Below are 17,094 nucleotides of genomic sequence, written 5' to 3' on the forward strand. Positions count from 1 at the left end.
CAGAGGTTGCACGCAGGTCACGCTGTGATCGCCATCGCTTTACAGGTGTCTCTACCCCTTAATACCTAAGATGTTAAATTTTGCCTCGCTTATTGTACGATAAATAAAATATATCTATATAAATCATAAAGTTAAAAAATATTAACGGCTACCTCTTTGGTGGTATTTGATCTAATACCCCCCCTCAGAGACCCCCTCCGCCTTGATCGTTATCAATTCTCACCATCTTTCATAGCGTTACCTTCGCTGCAAATCAGCAATGTCGATTTAGAGAGCCACAGGCTCCATACAGGAGATACCCGATGAGCAAATTTTTGGACCGGTTTCGCTACTTCAAACAGAAGGGTGAAACTTTTGCCGATGGGCACGGCCAGGTTCTGGATACCAACCGGGACTGGGAAGACGGTTACCGTCAACGCTGGCAGCATGACAAAGTTGTCCGTTCTACCCACGGCGTAAACTGCACTGGCTCATGTAGCTGGAAGATTTTCGTTAAAAACGGTCTGGTGACCTGGGAAATGCAGCAGACCGACTATCCGCGTACCCGTCCGGATATGCCGAACCATGAACCGCGCGGCTGCCCGCGTGGGGCCAGCTACTCCTGGTATCTCTATAGCGCCAACCGTCTGAAATACCCGCTGATGCGTAAACGCCTGATGAAAATGTGGCGCGAAGCGAAGGTACAGCACAGCGATCCGGTTGATGCCTGGGCCTCCATCATTGAAGATGCCGACAAAGCGAAAAGCTTTAAGCAGGCGCGTGGTCGCGGTGGCTTCGTTCGCTCTTCCTGGAAAGAGGTGAACGAGCTGATTGCGGCCTCCAACGTCTACACCGTGAAAACTTACGGTCCTGACCGCGTGGCAGGCTTCTCGCCAATCCCGGCGATGTCGATGGTCTCTTACGCCTCCGGCGCGCGCTATCTTTCGCTTATCGGCGGGACCTGCCTGAGCTTCTACGACTGGTACTGTGACCTGCCGCCTGCGTCGCCACAAACCTGGGGCGAACAGACAGATGTGCCGGAGTCCGCCGACTGGTACAACTCCAGCTACATCATCGCCTGGGGCTCAAACGTTCCGCAGACCCGTACCCCGGACGCGCACTTCTTCACCGAAGTCCGTTACAAAGGGACCAAAACCGTCGCGGTGACCCCGGACTACGCCGAAATCGCCAAACTGTGCGACCTGTGGCTGGCACCGAAACAGGGTACCGATGCCGCAATGGCGCTGGCGATGGGCCACGTCATGCTGCGTGAATTCCATCTCGACAAGCCAAGCCAGTACTTCACCGATTACGTGCGCCGCTACACCGACATGCCAATGCTGGTGATGCTTGAAGAGCGTGACGGCTATTATGCGGCGGGCCGTATGTTGCGTGCCGCGGATCTGGTGGACGCGCTGGGTCAGGAAAATAACCCTGAGTGGAAAACGGTCGCCTGCAACAGCAACGGCGAGCTGGTGGCGCCAAACGGTTCTATCGGTTTCCGCTGGGGCGAAAAAGGCAAATGGAACCTGGAACAGCGTAACGGCACCACCGGTGAAGAGACGGAACTTCGCCTCAGCATGCTGGGCAGCCAGGACGAGATCGCCGATGTCGGCTTCCCGTACTTTGGTGGCGAAGGTTCCGAGCACTTCAACAAGGTTGAGCTGCAAAACGTTCTGATGCACAAACTGCCGGTGAAGCGCCTGCAACTGGCCGATGGTTCTACCGCTCTGGTCACCACGGTCTATGACCTGACCATGGCGAACTACGGCCTGGAGCGCGGTCTGAACGACGAAAACTGCGCGACCAGCTATGACGACGTGAAGGCTTACACCCCGGCCTGGGCGGAGCAGATCACCGGTGTGCCACGCGCCCAGATCACCCGTATCGCCCGCGAATTTGGGGAAAACGCCGACAAAACCCATGGTCGCTCCATGATCATCGTCGGTGCCGGTCTGAACCACTGGTATCACCTCGATATGAACTATCGCGGGCTGATCAACATGCTGATCTTCTGCGGCTGCGTCGGTCAGAGCGGCGGCGGCTGGGCGCACTACGTGGGCCAGGAAAAACTGCGTCCGCAGACCGGCTGGCAGCCGCTGGCGTTTGCCCTCGACTGGCAGCGTCCGGCACGTCACATGAACAGCACCTCCTACTTCTATAACCACTCCAGCCAGTGGCGCTACGAGACGGTCACCGCGCAGGAGCTGCTGTCGCCGATGGCGGATAAATCACGCTACAGCGGCCACCTGATTGACTTCAACGTGCGCGCTGAACGCATGGGCTGGCTGCCGTCTGCGCCGCAGCTGGGCACTAACCCGCTGCGCATTGCGGAAGCGGCGAAGCAAGCGGGCATGTCGCCGGTGGACTACACCGTTAAATCCCTCAAAGACGGCTCCATCCGCTTCGCGGCAGAACAGCCGGAGAACGGTAAAAACCATCCGCGTAACCTGTTCATCTGGCGCTCCAACCTGCTGGGCTCGTCCGGTAAAGGGCACGAGTACATGCTGAAATACCTGCTGGGTACCGAGAACGGTATTCAGGGTAAAGATCTCGGCAAGCAGGGCGGCGTGAAGCCGGAAGAGGTGGAATGGAAAGATAACGGTCTCGACGGCAAGCTGGATCTGGTGGTGACGCTGGACTTCCGTCTGTCCAGTACCTGCCTGTACTCCGACATCGTGCTGCCGACTGCTACCTGGTACGAAAAAGACGACATGAATACCTCGGATATGCATCCGTTTATTCATCCGCTGTCCGCGGCCGTTGACCCGGCGTGGGAATCAAAGAGCGACTGGGAAATCTATAAAGACATCGCGAAGAAATTCTCCGAAGTCTGCGTAGGTCACCTGGGCAAAGAGACCGACGTGGTGACGCTGCCCATCCAGCACGACTCCGCTGCCGAACTGGCGCAGCCGCTGGACGTGAAGGACTGGAAAAAAGGCGAGTGCGACCTGATCCCGGGTGTGACCGCACCGCACATTATTCCGGTTGAACGTGATTACCCGGCAACCTACGAGCGCTTTACCTCTATCGGTCCGCTGATGGAGAAAATCGGTAACGGCGGCAAAGGCATCGCCTGGAACACCCAGAGCGAAATGGACCTGCTGCGCAAGCTCAATTACACCAAAGCAGACGGCCCGGCCAAAGGCCAGCCAATGCTGAACACGGCGATTGATGCCGCAGAGATGATCCTGACCCTGGCCCCGGAAACCAACGGCCACGTGGCGGTGAAAGCCTGGGCGGCGTTGAGTGAATTTACCGGTCGTGACCACACGCATCTGGCGAAGAATAAAGAGGAAGAGAAAATCCGCTTCCGCGATATTCAGGCCCAGCCGCGCAAAATCATCTCCAGCCCGACCTGGTCAGGGCTTGAAGATGAGCATGTGTCTTACAACGCCGGTTATACCAACGTTCACGAGCTGATCCCATGGCGCACCCTTTCTGGCCGTCAGTCTCTGTATCAGGATCACCAGTGGATGCGTGACTTCGGCGAAAGCCTGCTGGTTTACCGTCCGCCAATTGACACCCGCTCCGTGAAAGCGGTGATGGGGGCGAAATCGAACGGTAATCCTGAGAAGGCGCTGAACTTCCTGACGCCGCACCAGAAGTGGGGTATCCACTCCACCTACAGCGACAACCTGCTGATGCTGACCCTGTCGCGCGGCGGTCCGATTGTCTGGATGAGCGAAGCAGATGCGAAAGATCTGGGTATCGAAGATAACGACTGGATCGAAGTGTTCAACAGCAACGGTGCCCTGACGGCCCGTGCGGTGGTGAGCCAGCGTGTCCCGGCCGGAATGACCATGATGTATCACGCGCAGGAACGTATCGTTAACCTGCCGGGGTCAGAGATCACCGAGCAGCGCGGCGGTATTCACAACTCCGTGACCCGTATTACGCCGAAGCCAACCCACATGATCGGTGGCTATGCGCAGCTGGCCTACGGCTTTAACTACTACGGCACCGTAGGATCGAACCGCGATGAGTTCGTGGTGGTACGTAAGATGAAGAATATTAACTGGTTAGATGGCGAAGGTAATGACCAGGTACAGGAGAGCGTAAAATGAAAATTCGTTCACAAGTCGGCATGGTGCTGAATCTGGATAAATGCATCGGCTGTCATACCTGCTCGGTCACCTGTAAAAACGTCTGGACCAGCCGCGAAGGTATGGAGTACGCCTGGTTCAACAACGTCGAAAGCAAGCCGGGCACCGGCTTCCCGACCGACTGGGAAAACCAGGAGAAGTGGAAGGGCGGCTGGATCCGTAAAATCAACGGCAAACTGCAACCGCGCATGGGTAACCGCGCCATGCTGCTCGGTAAAATCTTTGCTAACCCGCATCTGCCGGGCATTGATGATTACTACGAGCCGTTTGATTACGACTACCAGAACCTGCATAACGCGCCGGAAAGCAAACACCAGCCGATCGCCCGTCCTCGTTCGCTGATCACCGGTCAGCGGATGGACAAAATTACCAGCGGTCCAAACTGGGAAGAAATTCTGGGCGGCGAGTTCGAAAAACGCGCCAAAGACAAGAACTTCGAAAACATGCAGAAGGCGATGTACGGCCAGTTCGAAAACACCTTCATGATGTATCTGCCGCGCCTGTGCGAGCACTGCCTCAACCCGGCGTGCGTAGCGACCTGCCCAAGCGGCGCCATCTACAAGCGTGAAGAAGACGGTATCGTCCTGATCGACCAGGATAAGTGCCGCGGCTGGCGTATGTGCATTACCGGCTGCCCGTACAAGAAAATCTACTTCAACTGGAAGAGCGGTAAGTCTGAGAAGTGCATCTTCTGCTACCCGCGTATCGAAGCCGGTATGCCGACCGTCTGCTCGGAAAGCTGCGTAGGCCGTATCCGCTACCTTGGCGTGCTGCTGTACGACGCGGACGCGATTGAAAATGCCGCAAGCACCGAGAACGAGAAAGATCTGTATCAGCGCCAGCTGGACGTCTTCCTCGATCCGAACGATCCGAAGGTGATTGAGCAGGCGCTGAAAGACGGTATTCCGCAGAGCGTGATTGACGCAGCGCAGCAGTCCCCTGTGTACAAAATGGCGATGGACTGGAAGCTGGCCCTGCCGCTGCACCCGGAATACCGCACGCTGCCGATGGTCTGGTACGTGCCGCCGCTGTCTCCAATTCAGTCTGCGGCGGACGCGGGTGAACTGGGCAGCAACGGCATCCTGCCGGACGTTGAAAGCCTGCGTATCCCGGTTCAGTACCTGGCGAACCTGCTCACCGCAGGGGATACCCAGCCGGTGCTGCTGGCACTGAAACGTATGCTGGCGATGCGTCACTTCAAACGTGCAGAAACCGTTGATGGCGTTAACGATACTCGCGCGCTGGAAGAAGTTGGTCTGACCGAAGCGCAGGCGCAGGAGATGTACCGCTATCTGGCGATTGCTAACTATGAAGATCGTTTCGTGGTGCCGAGCAGCCACCGCGAGCTGGCTCGCGAGGCCTTCCCGGAGAAAAGCGGGTGTGGCTTTACCTTTGGCGATGGTTGCCACGGGTCAGACAGTAAATTCAACCTGTTCAACAGCCGCCGCATCGACGCGATGGATGTGACCAGCAAAACGGAGCCGCACCAATGATTGAACTCGTCATTGTTTCGCGTCTGCTCGAGTACCCGGATGCTGCACTTGTGCAGCATCAGCAGGAACTCTTTGATGCACTCGCGTCATCTGAAAATCTGGATAAAGAGGATGCCCAGAAGCTGGGCATTTTCCTCCGCGACCTGCTGGCGCGCGATCTGCTCGATGCACAGGCGGACTACAGCCAGCTGTTTGACCGGGGTCGTGCCACGTCTCTGCTGCTGTTCGAACACGTTCACGGTGAATCCCGCGACCGTGGTCAGGCGATGGTGGATCTGATGGCCCAGTACGAGCAGCACGGTTTGCAGCTCGACAGCCGCGAGCTGCCGGATCACCTGCCGCTGTATCTGGAATATCTGGCACAGTTGCCGAAAGAGGAAGCACTGGGTGGGTTGCAGGACATCGCCCCCATTCTGGCGTTGCTCGGCGCGCGTCTCCAGCAACGTGAGAGCAGCTATGTAGTGCTGTTCGACCTGCTGGTGAAACTGGCTAACGCCTCGGTGGACAGTCAAAAGGTGGCGGAAAAAATCGCGGATGAAGCCCGTGACGATACCCCACAAGCGCTGGATGCGGTCTGGGAAGAGGAGCAGGTGAAATTCTTTGCTGACCAGAACTGTGGCGAATCTGAAATCTCAGCGCATCAGCGTCGTTTTGCCGGCGCGGTGGCTCCGCAATATTTGAATATCTCTAACGGAGGACAGCACTAATGCACTTCCTGAATATGTTCTTCTTTGACATTTACCCGTATATCGCGGGCACCGTGTTCCTGGTGGGAAGCTGGCTGCGTTATGACTATGGCCAGTACACCTGGCGTGCTGCCTCCAGCCAGATGCTGGATCGTAAAGGGATGAACCTGGCGTCTAACCTGTTCCACATCGGGATTTTAGGGATTTTCGCCGGTCACTTCCTGGGGATGCTGACGCCGCACTGGATGTACGAAGCGTGGCTGCCGATTGAAGTGAAGCAGAAGATGGCGATGATCGCCGGTGGTGCCTGCGGTGTGATGACCCTGGTGGGTGGTCTGCTGCTGCTGAAACGCCGTCTGTTCAGCCCACGCGTGCGGGCGACCACTACGGGCGCGGACATCCTGATCCTCTCCCTGCTGATGGTGCAGTGCGCGCTGGGCCTGCTGACCATTCCGTTCTCTGCACAGCATATGGACGGCAGTGAAATGATGAAGCTGGTGGGATGGGCGCAGTCCGTGGTGACCTTCCACGGCGGAGCGTCTGAGCATCTGGACGGCGTGGCGTTTATCTTCCGCGTTCACCTGGTGCTGGGGATGACGCTGTTTGTGCTGTTCCCGTTCTCCCGCCTGGTGCACATCTGGAGCGCGCCGGTGGAGTACCTGACGCGCAAATATCAGATTGTGCGCGCGCGTCGCTGATTCGATGTTGTGATACAACCCCGCATTTGCGGGGTTTTTTTTGTCCTGGAGCCAGGGATTCGTGCGGATGTCGCTGTGGATGCCGGGTGGCGGCTGCGCCTTACCCGGCCTACGGAATACTTCGCTCGAATCGAACCTTCTCATCCTTCCCCGCATCGGGAAAACATAAGGCATTGTGCTTTTGGATAGTGCCAGAGAATCTGGAAGTGATGGTGGTGGGGGAAGGATTACTCAGCGCTTCGCGCTTCGCCCTTCGGGTCGTTGCCTGCGGCAACGCTTTCTCGCTACGCTCGAATCGAACCTTGGTCGAAGCTTCTCATCCTTCCCCGCATCGGGAAAACATAAGGCATTGTGCTTTTGGATAGTGCTAGAGAATCTGGAAGTGATGGTGGTGGGGGAAGGATTCGAACCTTCGAAGTCGATGACGGCAGATTTACAGTCTGCTCCCTTTGGCCGCTCGGGAACCCCACCAGGGGTAATTCAAATTTTGAGGTCTTGCTGAGAGATGGTGGTGGGGGAAGGATTCGAACCTTCGAAGTCGATGACGGCAGATTTACAGTCTGCTCCCTTTGGCCGCTCGGGAACCCCACCACGGGGTAATGCTTTTAACTGGCCTGCTTCCTGTTGGAAGCGGGGCGCATCATATCAAATGAGACGCCCCTGTAAAGCATTCCTTTAGGGAAATGAAGTTGTTTGCCTGCTTTTTATCCGTAAAGGCGTAAAGCTAATCAATTCATTTTCCGAAGGATTAAAGAATAATCGTTCTGTTGCCGTAAACAAAGACTCGCTGGGCCAGCACCTGATAGAGCGCCCGACTTAACACGTTCTTCTCAACGTCACGGCCTGCACGCATCATATCTTCCGCCGTGTAGGTGTGATCCACGTGAATCACGTCCTGCATAATGATTGGACCTTCGTCCAGATTGTCATTCACGTAGTGCGCGGTTGCGCCGATAATCTTTACGCCGCGCTCGTATGCCTGGTGATACGGACGCGCGCCAATAAAGGCTGGCAGGAAGGAGTGGTGGATGTTGATAATCTTGTTAGGGAAACGCGCCACGAATGACGGCGTCAGCACGCGCATGTATTTTGCCAGCACCACATAGTCCGGGTTATGCGCTTCAATGGCAGCAGCCATCAGGTTGTCGTGCTCTTCACGGGTATGACCCTCGTGGCTGACCAGCTCAAACGGAATATCGAAACGCTCAACCAGCGTACGCAGGGTTTCGTGGTTGCCAATGACGGCGGCAATTTCGACGTCCAGGCCACCGTAGTTAGCTTTCATCAACAGATCGCCCAGGCAGTGTGCCTCTTTGGTGACCAGAATGACAATGCGGCGACGGCCCGCCGGGTTAAGCTCACGCACCGAGCCTTCCGGCAGGGCGCTGTCCAGATCGGCAAGCAGGGTTGTGTCGTTGAAAATCCCTTCCAGTTCAGTACGCATAAAGAAGCGACCGGTACGGTGGTCAACGAACTCGTTGTTCTGCACGATATTCAGTTCATGCTTGTAGCAAATGTTGGTGATTCGTGCGATCAGCCCTTTTTGATCGGGACAGATAGTGCGCAGAACTTTACGTTGTAATGATTGCATCGCCGGGAAATCCTGTTTATGTATTTGCGAAGTCTGAGTTGTCAGGCATTACTGCCGCAACACTTTTTGAATTTTTTTCCTGAACCACAGGGGCAGGGATCGTTACGACCGAATTGCGGACGTGTGCCGTCAATATAATACCATTGCCCGCTCTCCTTTAAGAACCGTGAGCGTTCAATGATGGCGCCGGGTTTGTTTTGTTCGCTAAAGCGGGCGACAAAACTGACATAGCCTTCGTTGGCATCGCGGCCTGGAGCCGCTTCAAAGACGGTGAGGCCCAGCCAGACGGTGTTGGCAAATCCGGCTTCAATCTCTTGCCGAAAATCGGCAGCATGGCAGGACGGATGCCAGGTTTTAATCAGGTAGTCTGCGTTTTTGATCACAAAAGCAGTATACCGCGAGCGCATAAGGTGTGACGGGTCTGGTGCAACCTGCTCGCCAGAAAGATATCGCTGGCAACATAGGCTATACTCCAGAGCGCTACCACAGGGGCAGAGTTGAGACACGATTCTCTTCCTGGAACAAAAAATAAGGCGTTAAACGCTTAAGGTAGCAATATGTTAACTGAGCAGGTGCGTTGACGCTATGTCGGGAATCCAGGGGAAGTAAAACAGGGCTAATGAGAAAGGTAAAAATTGGACTGGCGTTGGGCTCAGGTGCAGCCCGGGGTTGGTCCCATATTGGCGTTATCAATACCCTAAACCAGATGGGGATTGACGTTGATATTGTCGCAGGATGTTCTATCGGGTCGCTGGTCGGATCCGCGTACGCATGCGGTAAGCTCCCGGAGCTTGAAAGCTGGGTGCGCTCCTTCAGTTACTGGGATGTGCTGCGCCTGATGGATCTCTCCTGGCAGCGTGGCGGCCTGCTGCGCGGTGAACGCGTGTTCAATCAGTTTCGTAAGATAATGCCGCTCGCAGACTTCAGCCACTGCCAAATGCCTTTCGGTGCCGTTGCAACCAACCTCAGTACGGGCAGGGAATTATGGCTCACCGAAGGGGATATTCATCTCGCCGTCCGAGCCTCCTGTAGCATGCCTGGGTTAATGGCGCCTGTCCCTCACAACGGCTACTGGCTCGTTGATGGTGGCGTAGTGAATCCTGTGCCCATCTCCCTGACCCGCGCTATGGGGGCGGATATCGTCATTGCCGTGGATTTACAGCACGACGCTCACCTTATGCAGCAAGATTTGATGCCGGTTAATCTTCAGAGCGATGACGCTGAAAAAGAGAAACTTGCCTGGCATGCGCGTTTACGCGGCAGAATAGGGCGCCTGACTGCCCGTCGCGCGGTAACCGCGCCGAACGCCATTGAAATCATGACGACCTCTATTCAAATTCTTGAGAATCGCCTGAAGCGAAACCGTATGGCTGGCGATCCTCCGGATATTCTTATTCAACCTTATTGTCCACAAATCTCTACCCTTGATTTCCACCGGGCTGAGGCCGCCATAGCAGCGGGCTCGTTAGCCGTCGAAAAGAAAATAGATGAACTGTTGCCTTTTGTGCGTACAGCACGTTGAGCACTTTTTTGATTACTTCAGCAAAATCTGACAGGCGATAGTACCAATAGCATGCCACTATTGAGTAACTGTCAGCCAGGGGAGGAACCATGACACAGCCATTGGCCGGAAAACATATTTTGATAGTTGAAGACGAGCCCGTTTTCCGATCGCTACTGGATTCGTGGTTATCCTCACTGGGTGCAACCACGTCCCTTGCCGAAGATGGCGTCGAGGCACTGGAAAAGATGGCCAGCATGGCGCCGGATCTGATGATCTGCGATCTCGAGATGCCGCGTATGGACGGATTAATGCTGGTGGAAAACCTGCGTAATGAAGGTTATCAGACACCGATACTCGTGATCTCGGCCACCGAAAATATGGCGGATATTGCTAAGGCGTTGCGTTTAGGTGTGCAGGATATTTTGCTTAAACCGGTCAAAGATTTGAACCGACTGCGTGAAACGGTATTGGCCTGCCTGTATCCCAATATGTTTAATTCCCGGGTTGAAGAAGAAGAACGTCTTTTCCAGGACTGGGATGCTTTAGTCAGTAATCCACTCGCGGCTGCGAAGCTGCTTCAGGAACTCCAGCCGCCTGTGCAGCAAAATATTTCTCATTGCAGAGTAAATTATCGCCAACTGGTAGCGGCTGACCAGCCTGGACTGGTGCTGGATATTGCGCCGTTATCGGATTCCGATCTCGCCTTTTATTGCCTTGATGTTACCCGGGCGGGAGATAACGGCGTGTTGGCGGCCTTATTACTCCGTGCGCTCTTTAATGGGTTGCTTCAGGAACAATTATCCCATCAGGGGCAACGGCTTCCTGAGTTAGGCAGTTTACTCAAACAGGTGAACCAACTTTTTCGTCAGGCCAATTTGCCGGGGCAGTTCCCGCTTCTGGTTGGCTATTATCACAGCGGGTTGAATAACCTTATTCTGGTGTCGGCTGGATTAAATGCCACACTGAATACTGGCGAACACCATATTCAGGTGAGTAACGGCGTGCCGTTGGGAACGCTGGGAAACACTTACCTTAATCAAATTAGCCATCGCTGCACCTCCTGGCAGTGCCAAATTTGGGGGGCGGGAGGGCGGTTACGCTTAATGTTGTCCACGGAGTAAGCAGTCAGATTTTATTTTTCAGATTGCTTTACCTGTGTTTTTGCTGGCAGTGCTACTATCGCTGCAAGTTTCATGCGTATTTGTCTTAATTGATCGGCAACGCGTTCTTTTCAGACCCGTATTAGTGGCTGAGACTGTATACTCAACGCGTTATTTAATGCATAAAAGTTCAAAACTTGAACAGTTCAGGAGAATTTCAATGGCTGCCCTAAATTCGAAAGTCAGAAAGGCCGTTATCCCGGTGGCGGGATTGGGTACCAGGATGTTGCCAGCGACGAAGGCAATCCCAAAAGAGATGCTGCCTCTGGTTGATAAGCCATTAATCCAGTATGTCGTGAATGAATGTATTGCAGCAGGTATCACCGAAATTGTGCTGGTGACGCATTCATCTAAAAACTCTATCGAAAACCATTTCGATACCAGTTTCGAACTCGAAGCAATGCTGGAAAAACGCGTTAAGCGCCAGCTGCTGGAGGAAGTACAGTCTATTTGCCCTCCACACGTTACCATTATGCAGGTTCGTCAGGGCCTGGCGAAAGGCCTGGGGCACGCCGTATTGTGCGCGCATCCGGTAGTGGGTGATGAGCCGGTCGCGGTTATTCTGCCTGACGTTATTCTTGATGAATACGAGTCCGATCTTTCTCAGGAAAACCTGGCGGAAATGATTAAGCGCTTCGACGAAACCGGCAGCAGCCAGATTATGGTTGAGCCAGTTGACGACGTGACTGCCTATGGTGTGGTTGACTGCAAAGGCGTTAATCTGCAACCTGGCGAAAGCGTACCGATGGTTGGCGTTGTTGAAAAACCTAAAGCGGACGTCGCGCCGTCTAACCTTGCTGTCGTGGGCCGTTACGTACTGAGTGCCGAAATTTGGGCGCTGCTGGCGAAAACGCCTCCAGGTGCGGGCGATGAAATCCAGCTGACAGATGCTATCGATATGCTGATCGAGAAAGAGACCGTGGAAGCCTACCATATGAAAGGTAAGAGCCATGACTGCGGGAATAAGCTCGGTTATATGCAGGCATTCGTCGAGTATGGTATTCGCCATAACAGCCTGGGTGAAGAATTTAAAGCCTGGCTCAAAGGTAGCATGGGTATTAAGTAATAAGATTCACAGCCCAGTGAACAAGACCGGTGTGGCAATGCCCACCGGTTTTTTTATGTCTGTCGCACCGTAATTGGTGGGGGATTGTCAAGGACGTTAAATAGTGAACCTCACAATATGACAGAATGTAAGGAGATGTTCGGGCGAATAATACAGGCAAAAAAAATCCCGCATTAAGCGGGATTTTTCAGAATCTTTCCAGATTAATCCTTGATCAGGAAGTCATCCAGCTGTTTACCTTGTTCGTCCATTGCTTTCTTGATTACAGCAGGAGTACGACCCTGGCCGGTCCAGGTTTTCTCTTCGCCGTTCTCATCGATGTAGCTATATTTAGCAGGACGTGCCGCGCGTTTTGCTTTGGTACCGGTTTTAGCCGCAGCCATGCTGTTCAGCAATTCGTTTGGATCGATACCATCGGCAATCAGCATTTCACGATATTGTTGCAGTTTACGTGTACGTTCTTCGATTTCAGCCGCAGCTGCGCTTTCTTCTTCACGACGTTCGTTAACTACAACTTCTAATTTTTCGAGCATTTCTTCAAGCGTCTCAAGGGTACATTCTCTTGCCTGCGCACGAAGAGTACGGATGTTGTTCAGAATTTTAAGTGCTTCGCTCATTGTAGTAATCTCAAACTTATAATGGGGGTGGGTTTGTTGTCCTAATAATAGAGCCTTAATTTCACTTGTGCAATAGGTGGGAATGTAAGGAATTCAAAAAATACAAAATTAACGTCGCTATTATTAATTACGCTAACTTAAATTTCATTGTTTGTCGGGACTGTGAGATATCGTTTCAAACGGCAAAAGTGCATCATTTGCATGTTTGTTTTGTGACTTTTACCTCAGGAATTATAGTTGCGGTTGATAAATATCAGCCTTTTGTATTACCCCGGGGAAGCGTAGCGAAGACAAGAATAGTTAATAAATAGTGAATTTTAATGAACGAAGAAGCCACTATAAAAAGAAGTGTTATCTCCGGCCATGGGTTCAGCTTATTGTCAGTGCTAAATGCCTTTACTGCCTGTTTTAACGCATTATTTTGCACTATTCGCGAAGAGTTTACCGGTGTCTCACCGCCTGGCGTGTGCAGCCCACCGCTGATAACAGTACAAAATATGGTACAATGATCCATTGGGAATATTACACATTGATTAGGGTTCTTCGGCCAATGGCACAACTTTATTTCTACTATTCGGCAATGAATGCCGGGAAATCAACGGCGTTACTGCAATCCTCATACAATTATCAGGAGCGGGGGATGCGTAGCGTTGTTTATACCGCCGAAATCGACGATCGCTTTGGGGCAGGGAAGGTGAGTTCAAGAATAGGGCTCTCGTCGCCTGCAAGGCTGTTTAACCCTCAAACGAACCTGCTGGAAGACATTCGTGCCGAGCATGCCGCTAAGCCTGTCCATTGCGTGCTGGTTGATGAAAGCCAGTTCCTGACCCGAGAGCAGGTCCATGCGCTTTCAGAGGTTGTTGATGAGCTGGATATTCCCGTGCTTTGCTATGGCTTACGTACCGATTTTCGTGGGGAGCTATTTGCTGGCAGCCAGTATCTTCTTGCCTGGTCGGATAAGCTGGTTGAGCTGAAAACGATCTGCTTTTGTGGCCGTAAGGCAAGTATGGTTCTGCGCCTGGACCAGTCTGGCAAACCCTACGCTGATGGCGAGCAGGTGGTGATAGGAGGCAATGAACGTTATGTCTCGGTCTGCCGCAAGCATTATAAAGAGGCGCTGGCTGTAGGCTCGCTGACGGCGTTACAGGGCGACAATCGAAAATAATCAGAATGTTTTACTGATTCTCAGATATAAAAAAACCCGCCATCGGCGGGTTTTTTGTCAAACTGTCAATCAAGCATTTTTCTTCGCTTTCTTGTCAGCCTTTACCACTGCGGGGATATCAACTTTCACAGCAGCGGCATCGCTTTCAGTGAAGTTACGACCGTAATAGGTATCCAGCAGGATCTGTTTCAGTTCGGAAATCAGTGGGTAGCGCGGGTTAGCACCAGTACACTGGTCATCGAATGCATCTTCAGACAGCTTATCTACGTGAGCGAGGAAGTCAGCTTCCTGAACGCCCGCTTCGCGGATAGATTTTGGAATACCCAGTTCAGCCTTCAGGCTTTCCAGCCATGCCAGCAGTTTCTCGATCTTCGCGGCAGTACGGTCGCCCGGTGCGCTCAGACCCAGGTGATCGGCGATTTCAGCATAGCGACGGCGAGCCTGTGGACGGTCGTATTGGCTGAATGCAGTCTGCTTGGTTGGGTTGTCATTAGCGTTATAACGGATAACGTTGCTGATCAACAGGGCGTTCGCCAGACCGTGAGGAATGTGGAACTGTGAACCCAGCTTGTGCGCCATGGAGTGACAGACACCCAGGAAGGCGTTAGCAAACGCAATGCCCGCGATGGTTGCTGCACTGTGTACACGTTCACGCGCTACAGGGTTTTTCGAACCTTCGTTGTAAGACGCTGGCAGGTTTTCTTTCAGCAGTTTCAGCGCCTGCAAAGCCTGACCGTCAGAGAACTCAGAAGCCAGTACGGAAACGTAAGCTTCCAGAGCGTGAGTCACCGCATCCAGACCACCGAACGCACACAGTGATTTCGGCATTTCCATGACCAGGTTGGCGTCAACGATAGCCATGTCTGGCGTCAGTGCGTAGTCAGCCAGCGGATATTTCTGACCGGTTGCATCATCAGTCACAACGGCAAATGGCGTCACTTCTGAACCAGTACCGGAAGTGGTGGTGACGGCGATCATTTTCGCTTTCACGCCCATTTTCGGGAACTTGTAGATACGTTTACGGATATCCATAAAGCGCAGCGCCAGTTCTTCGAAGTGCGTTTCCGGATGCTCGTACATGACCCACATAATTTTCGCGGCATCCATTGGGGAACCGCCACCCAGTGCGATGATCACATCTGGTTTGAAGGAGTTCGCCAGTTCAGCACCTTTACGTACAACGCTCAGGGTTGGGTCAGCTTCAACTTCAAAGAAGACTTCAGTTTCGACGCCAGCCGCTTTCAGAACAGAGGTGATCTGGTCTGCATAGCCATTGTTGAACAGGAAACGGTCAGTCACGATGAGCGCACGTTTGTGGCCATCAGTAATCACTTCATCCAGCGCGATTGGCAGAGAGCCGCGGCGGAAGTAGATAGATTTCGGAAGTTTGTGCCACAACATGTTTTCAGCTCGCTTAGCAACGGTTTTCTTGTTGATCAGGTGTTTTGGACCAACGTTTTCAGAGATGGAGTTACCACCCCAGGAACCACAACCCAGAGTCAGGGAAGGTGCGAGTTTGAAGTTGTACAGGTCACCGATACCACCCTGAGAAGCAGGGGTGTTAATCAGGATACGTGCCGTTTTCATCTTCTGACCGAAGTAAGCAACGCGCTCAGGCTGGTTATCCTGGTCAGTGTACAGGCATGAGGTGTGACCGATACCGCCCATGGCAACCAGTTTCTCGGCTTTTTCTACCGCGTCATCGAAATCTTTCGCACGGTACATTGCCAGCGTCGGGGACAGTTTTTCGTGAGCAAATGGCTCACTTTCATCAACGACTTTAACTTCACCAATCAGAATTTTGGTGGTAGCAGGAACGCTAAAGCCCGCGAGTTCAGCAATTTTATACGCTGGCTGACCTACGATAGCCGCGTTCAGCGCACCATTTTTCAGAATCACGTCCTGAACGGCTTTCAGTTCTTTACCCTGCAACAGGTAGCCGCCATGGCTGGCGAAACGTTCACGCACGGCATCGTATACTGAATCAACCACGACAACAGACTGTTCAGATGCGCAGATAACGCCGTTATCGAAGGTTTTTGACATCAGCACAGAAGCAACAGCGCGCTTGATATCAGCCGTTTCGTCAATCACCACAGGGGTATTACCTGCACCTACGCCGATGGCAGGTTTACCGGAACTGTATGCGGCTTTAACCATACCAGGACCACCGGTCGCCAGAATCAGGTTAATGTCCGGGTGATGCATCAGGGCGTTGGACAGTTCAACAGAAGGTTGGTCGATCCAGCCGATCAGATCTTTCGGTGCACCTGCTGCAATAGCAGCCTGAAGCACGATATCTGCTGCTTTGTTGGTGGCTTCCTTCGCACGTGGATGCGGGGAGAAAATGATTGCGTTACGTGTTTTCAGGCTGATAAGAGATTTGAAGATGGCGGTAGAGGTTGGGTTAGTGGTTGGAACGATACCGCAAATGATGCCGATCGGTTCTGCAATGGTGATGGTGCCGAAAGTATCGTCTTCTGACAGCACACCGCAGGTTTTCTCATCTTTATAGGCGTTGTAGATATACTCTGAAGCAAAGTGGTTTTTGATCACTTTATCTTCAACGATACCCATACCGGATTCGGCAACGGCCATTTTAGCGAGAGGGATTCGAGCATCAGCAGCAGCCAGAGCGGCCGCGCGGAAGATTTTATCAACCTGTTCTTGGGTGAAATTGGCATATTCACGCTGGGCTTTTTTCACGCGCTCGACGAGGGCGTTCAGTTCAGCGATATTAGTAACAGCCATAATGCTCTCCTGATAATGTTTAAACTCTTTTAGTAAACCAGCGCTCGATACGTCTGACAGTATAGTCAGAGCCGATCCCACTTGCGTAACACACAGTAAAACAAAGGATTACTCACTGCTTCCGCTCACTAATTTACTAAAAGAGCCTTACCTTAGCATCCTACCTTTTTGATAGGTGATCTCCCTGGTGGCGTAATCAAGATTACTAACTTCTGAGTACGGAAATCATGATCAGGATCAATTTTGTCCTAAGCTGATACCTTTCAGCAGGGTTATTT

General features: G+C 53.0%; 12 protein-coding genes, 2 tRNA genes and 1 other RNA gene. 8 read left to right on the forward strand and 7 right to left on the reverse strand.

The genetic code is table 11. The annotated features are described in order from the left end of the window. Nucleotides 1–302 precede the first annotated feature (302 nt). From BH712_RS01160 to narI, 4 genes are read left to right on the forward strand one after another with little or no spacing between them, the layout of a single operon-like run. On the forward strand, nt 303–4,046 hold the full coding sequence (locus BH712_RS01160) for a nitrate reductase subunit alpha (protein WP_006810897.1): 3,744 nt from the start codon (nt 303–305) through the stop codon (nt 4,044–4,046). Further along, nucleotides 4,043–5,578 carry a nitrate reductase subunit beta gene (gene narH, locus BH712_RS01165; protein ID WP_006810896.1) on the forward strand — a complete coding sequence of 512 codons (1,536 nt, stop codon included), beginning with the start codon at nt 4,043–4,045 and terminating at the stop codon, nt 5,576–5,578. Before BH712_RS01160 ends, narH begins: the two co-directional genes overlap by 4 nt. Beyond that, nucleotides 5,575–6,285, forward strand: coding sequence for a nitrate reductase molybdenum cofactor assembly chaperone (gene narJ, locus BH712_RS01170; protein ID WP_006810895.1), 711 nt, complete (start codon nt 5,575–5,577; stop codon nt 6,283–6,285). Before narH ends, narJ begins: the two co-directional genes overlap by 4 nt. Beyond that, nucleotides 6,285–6,962, forward strand: a complete 678-nt coding sequence (gene narI / locus BH712_RS01175) for a respiratory nitrate reductase subunit gamma (RefSeq protein ID WP_006810894.1) — start codon at nt 6,285–6,287, stop codon at nt 6,960–6,962. Before narJ ends, narI begins: the two co-directional genes overlap by 1 nt. Before the next feature lie 210 nt (nt 6,963–7,172). On the opposite strand, the gene BH712_RS01180 is transcribed toward narI, so the two are convergent. The 5 genes from BH712_RS01180 to BH712_RS01200 all read right to left on the reverse strand — a co-directional run bounded on the left by BH712_RS01180 (nt 7,173) and on the right by BH712_RS01200 (nt 9,059). Next, nucleotides 7,173–7,303, reverse strand: a non-coding RNA gene (locus BH712_RS01180) — RtT sRNA. A gap of 45 nt (nt 7,304–7,348) precedes the next feature. Beyond that, nucleotides 7,349–7,433, reverse strand: a tRNA-Tyr gene (locus BH712_RS01185). 35 nt (nt 7,434–7,468) lie between these two features. Then, nucleotides 7,469–7,553: transfer RNA gene (locus BH712_RS01190), tRNA-Tyr, on the reverse strand. 157 nt (nt 7,554–7,710) lie between these two features. After that, entirely contained in the window at nt 7,711–8,553 is an 843-nt protein-coding gene (gene purU, locus BH712_RS01195; RefSeq protein WP_003856715.1) for a formyltetrahydrofolate deformylase, read from the reverse strand. Between the two features lie 41 nt (nt 8,554–8,594). After that, a complete protein-coding gene (locus BH712_RS01200; protein WP_032673872.1) occupies nt 8,595–9,059 on the reverse strand; it encodes a YchJ family protein in 465 nt (154 codons plus the stop codon). Between the two features lie 113 nt (nt 9,060–9,172). Here BH712_RS01200 and rssA point away from each other — a divergent pair, with 113 nt between their 5' ends. The 3 genes from rssA to galU all read left to right on the forward strand — a co-directional run bounded on the left by rssA (nt 9,173) and on the right by galU (nt 12,283). Further along, nucleotides 9,173–10,075, forward strand: a complete 903-nt coding sequence (gene rssA / locus BH712_RS01205; protein ID WP_006810892.1) for a patatin-like phospholipase RssA — start codon at nt 9,173–9,175, stop codon at nt 10,073–10,075. An 89-nt stretch (nt 10,076–10,164) separates the two neighbouring features. Next, nucleotides 10,165–11,178, forward strand: a complete 1,014-nt coding sequence (rssB, locus tag BH712_RS01210) for a two-component system response regulator RssB (RefSeq protein WP_003856721.1) — start codon at nt 10,165–10,167, stop codon at nt 11,176–11,178. Between the two features lie 199 nt (nt 11,179–11,377). Further along, nucleotides 11,378–12,283, forward strand: a complete 906-nt coding sequence (gene galU, locus BH712_RS01215; RefSeq protein WP_032673871.1) for a UTP--glucose-1-phosphate uridylyltransferase GalU — start codon at nt 11,378–11,380, stop codon at nt 12,281–12,283. 203 nt (nt 12,284–12,486) lie between these two features. On the opposite strand, the gene hns is transcribed toward galU, so the two are convergent. Next, nucleotides 12,487–12,900, reverse strand: a complete 414-nt coding sequence (hns, locus tag BH712_RS01220; protein ID WP_003856724.1) for a histone-like nucleoid-structuring protein H-NS — start codon at nt 12,898–12,900, stop codon at nt 12,487–12,489. Between the two features lie 550 nt (nt 12,901–13,450). On the opposite strand from hns, the gene tdk reads away from it, so the two are divergent. Next, nucleotides 13,451–14,065 carry a thymidine kinase gene (gene tdk, locus BH712_RS01225; RefSeq protein ID WP_032674110.1) on the forward strand — a complete coding sequence of 205 codons (615 nt, stop codon included), beginning with the start codon at nt 13,451–13,453 and terminating at the stop codon, nt 14,063–14,065. A gap of 69 nt (nt 14,066–14,134) precedes the next feature. On the opposite strand, the gene adhE is transcribed toward tdk, so the two are convergent. Beyond that, a complete protein-coding gene (adhE, locus tag BH712_RS01230) occupies nt 14,135–16,816 on the reverse strand; it encodes a bifunctional acetaldehyde-CoA/alcohol dehydrogenase (RefSeq protein WP_032673870.1) in 2,682 nt (893 codons plus the stop codon). Nucleotides 16,817–17,094: the final 278 nt, after the last annotated feature.

Source organism: Enterobacter hormaechei ATCC 49162 (genome assembly GCF_001875655.1).
GTDB classification, from domain to species: Bacteria; Pseudomonadota; Gammaproteobacteria; order Enterobacterales; family Enterobacteriaceae; genus Enterobacter; species Enterobacter hormaechei.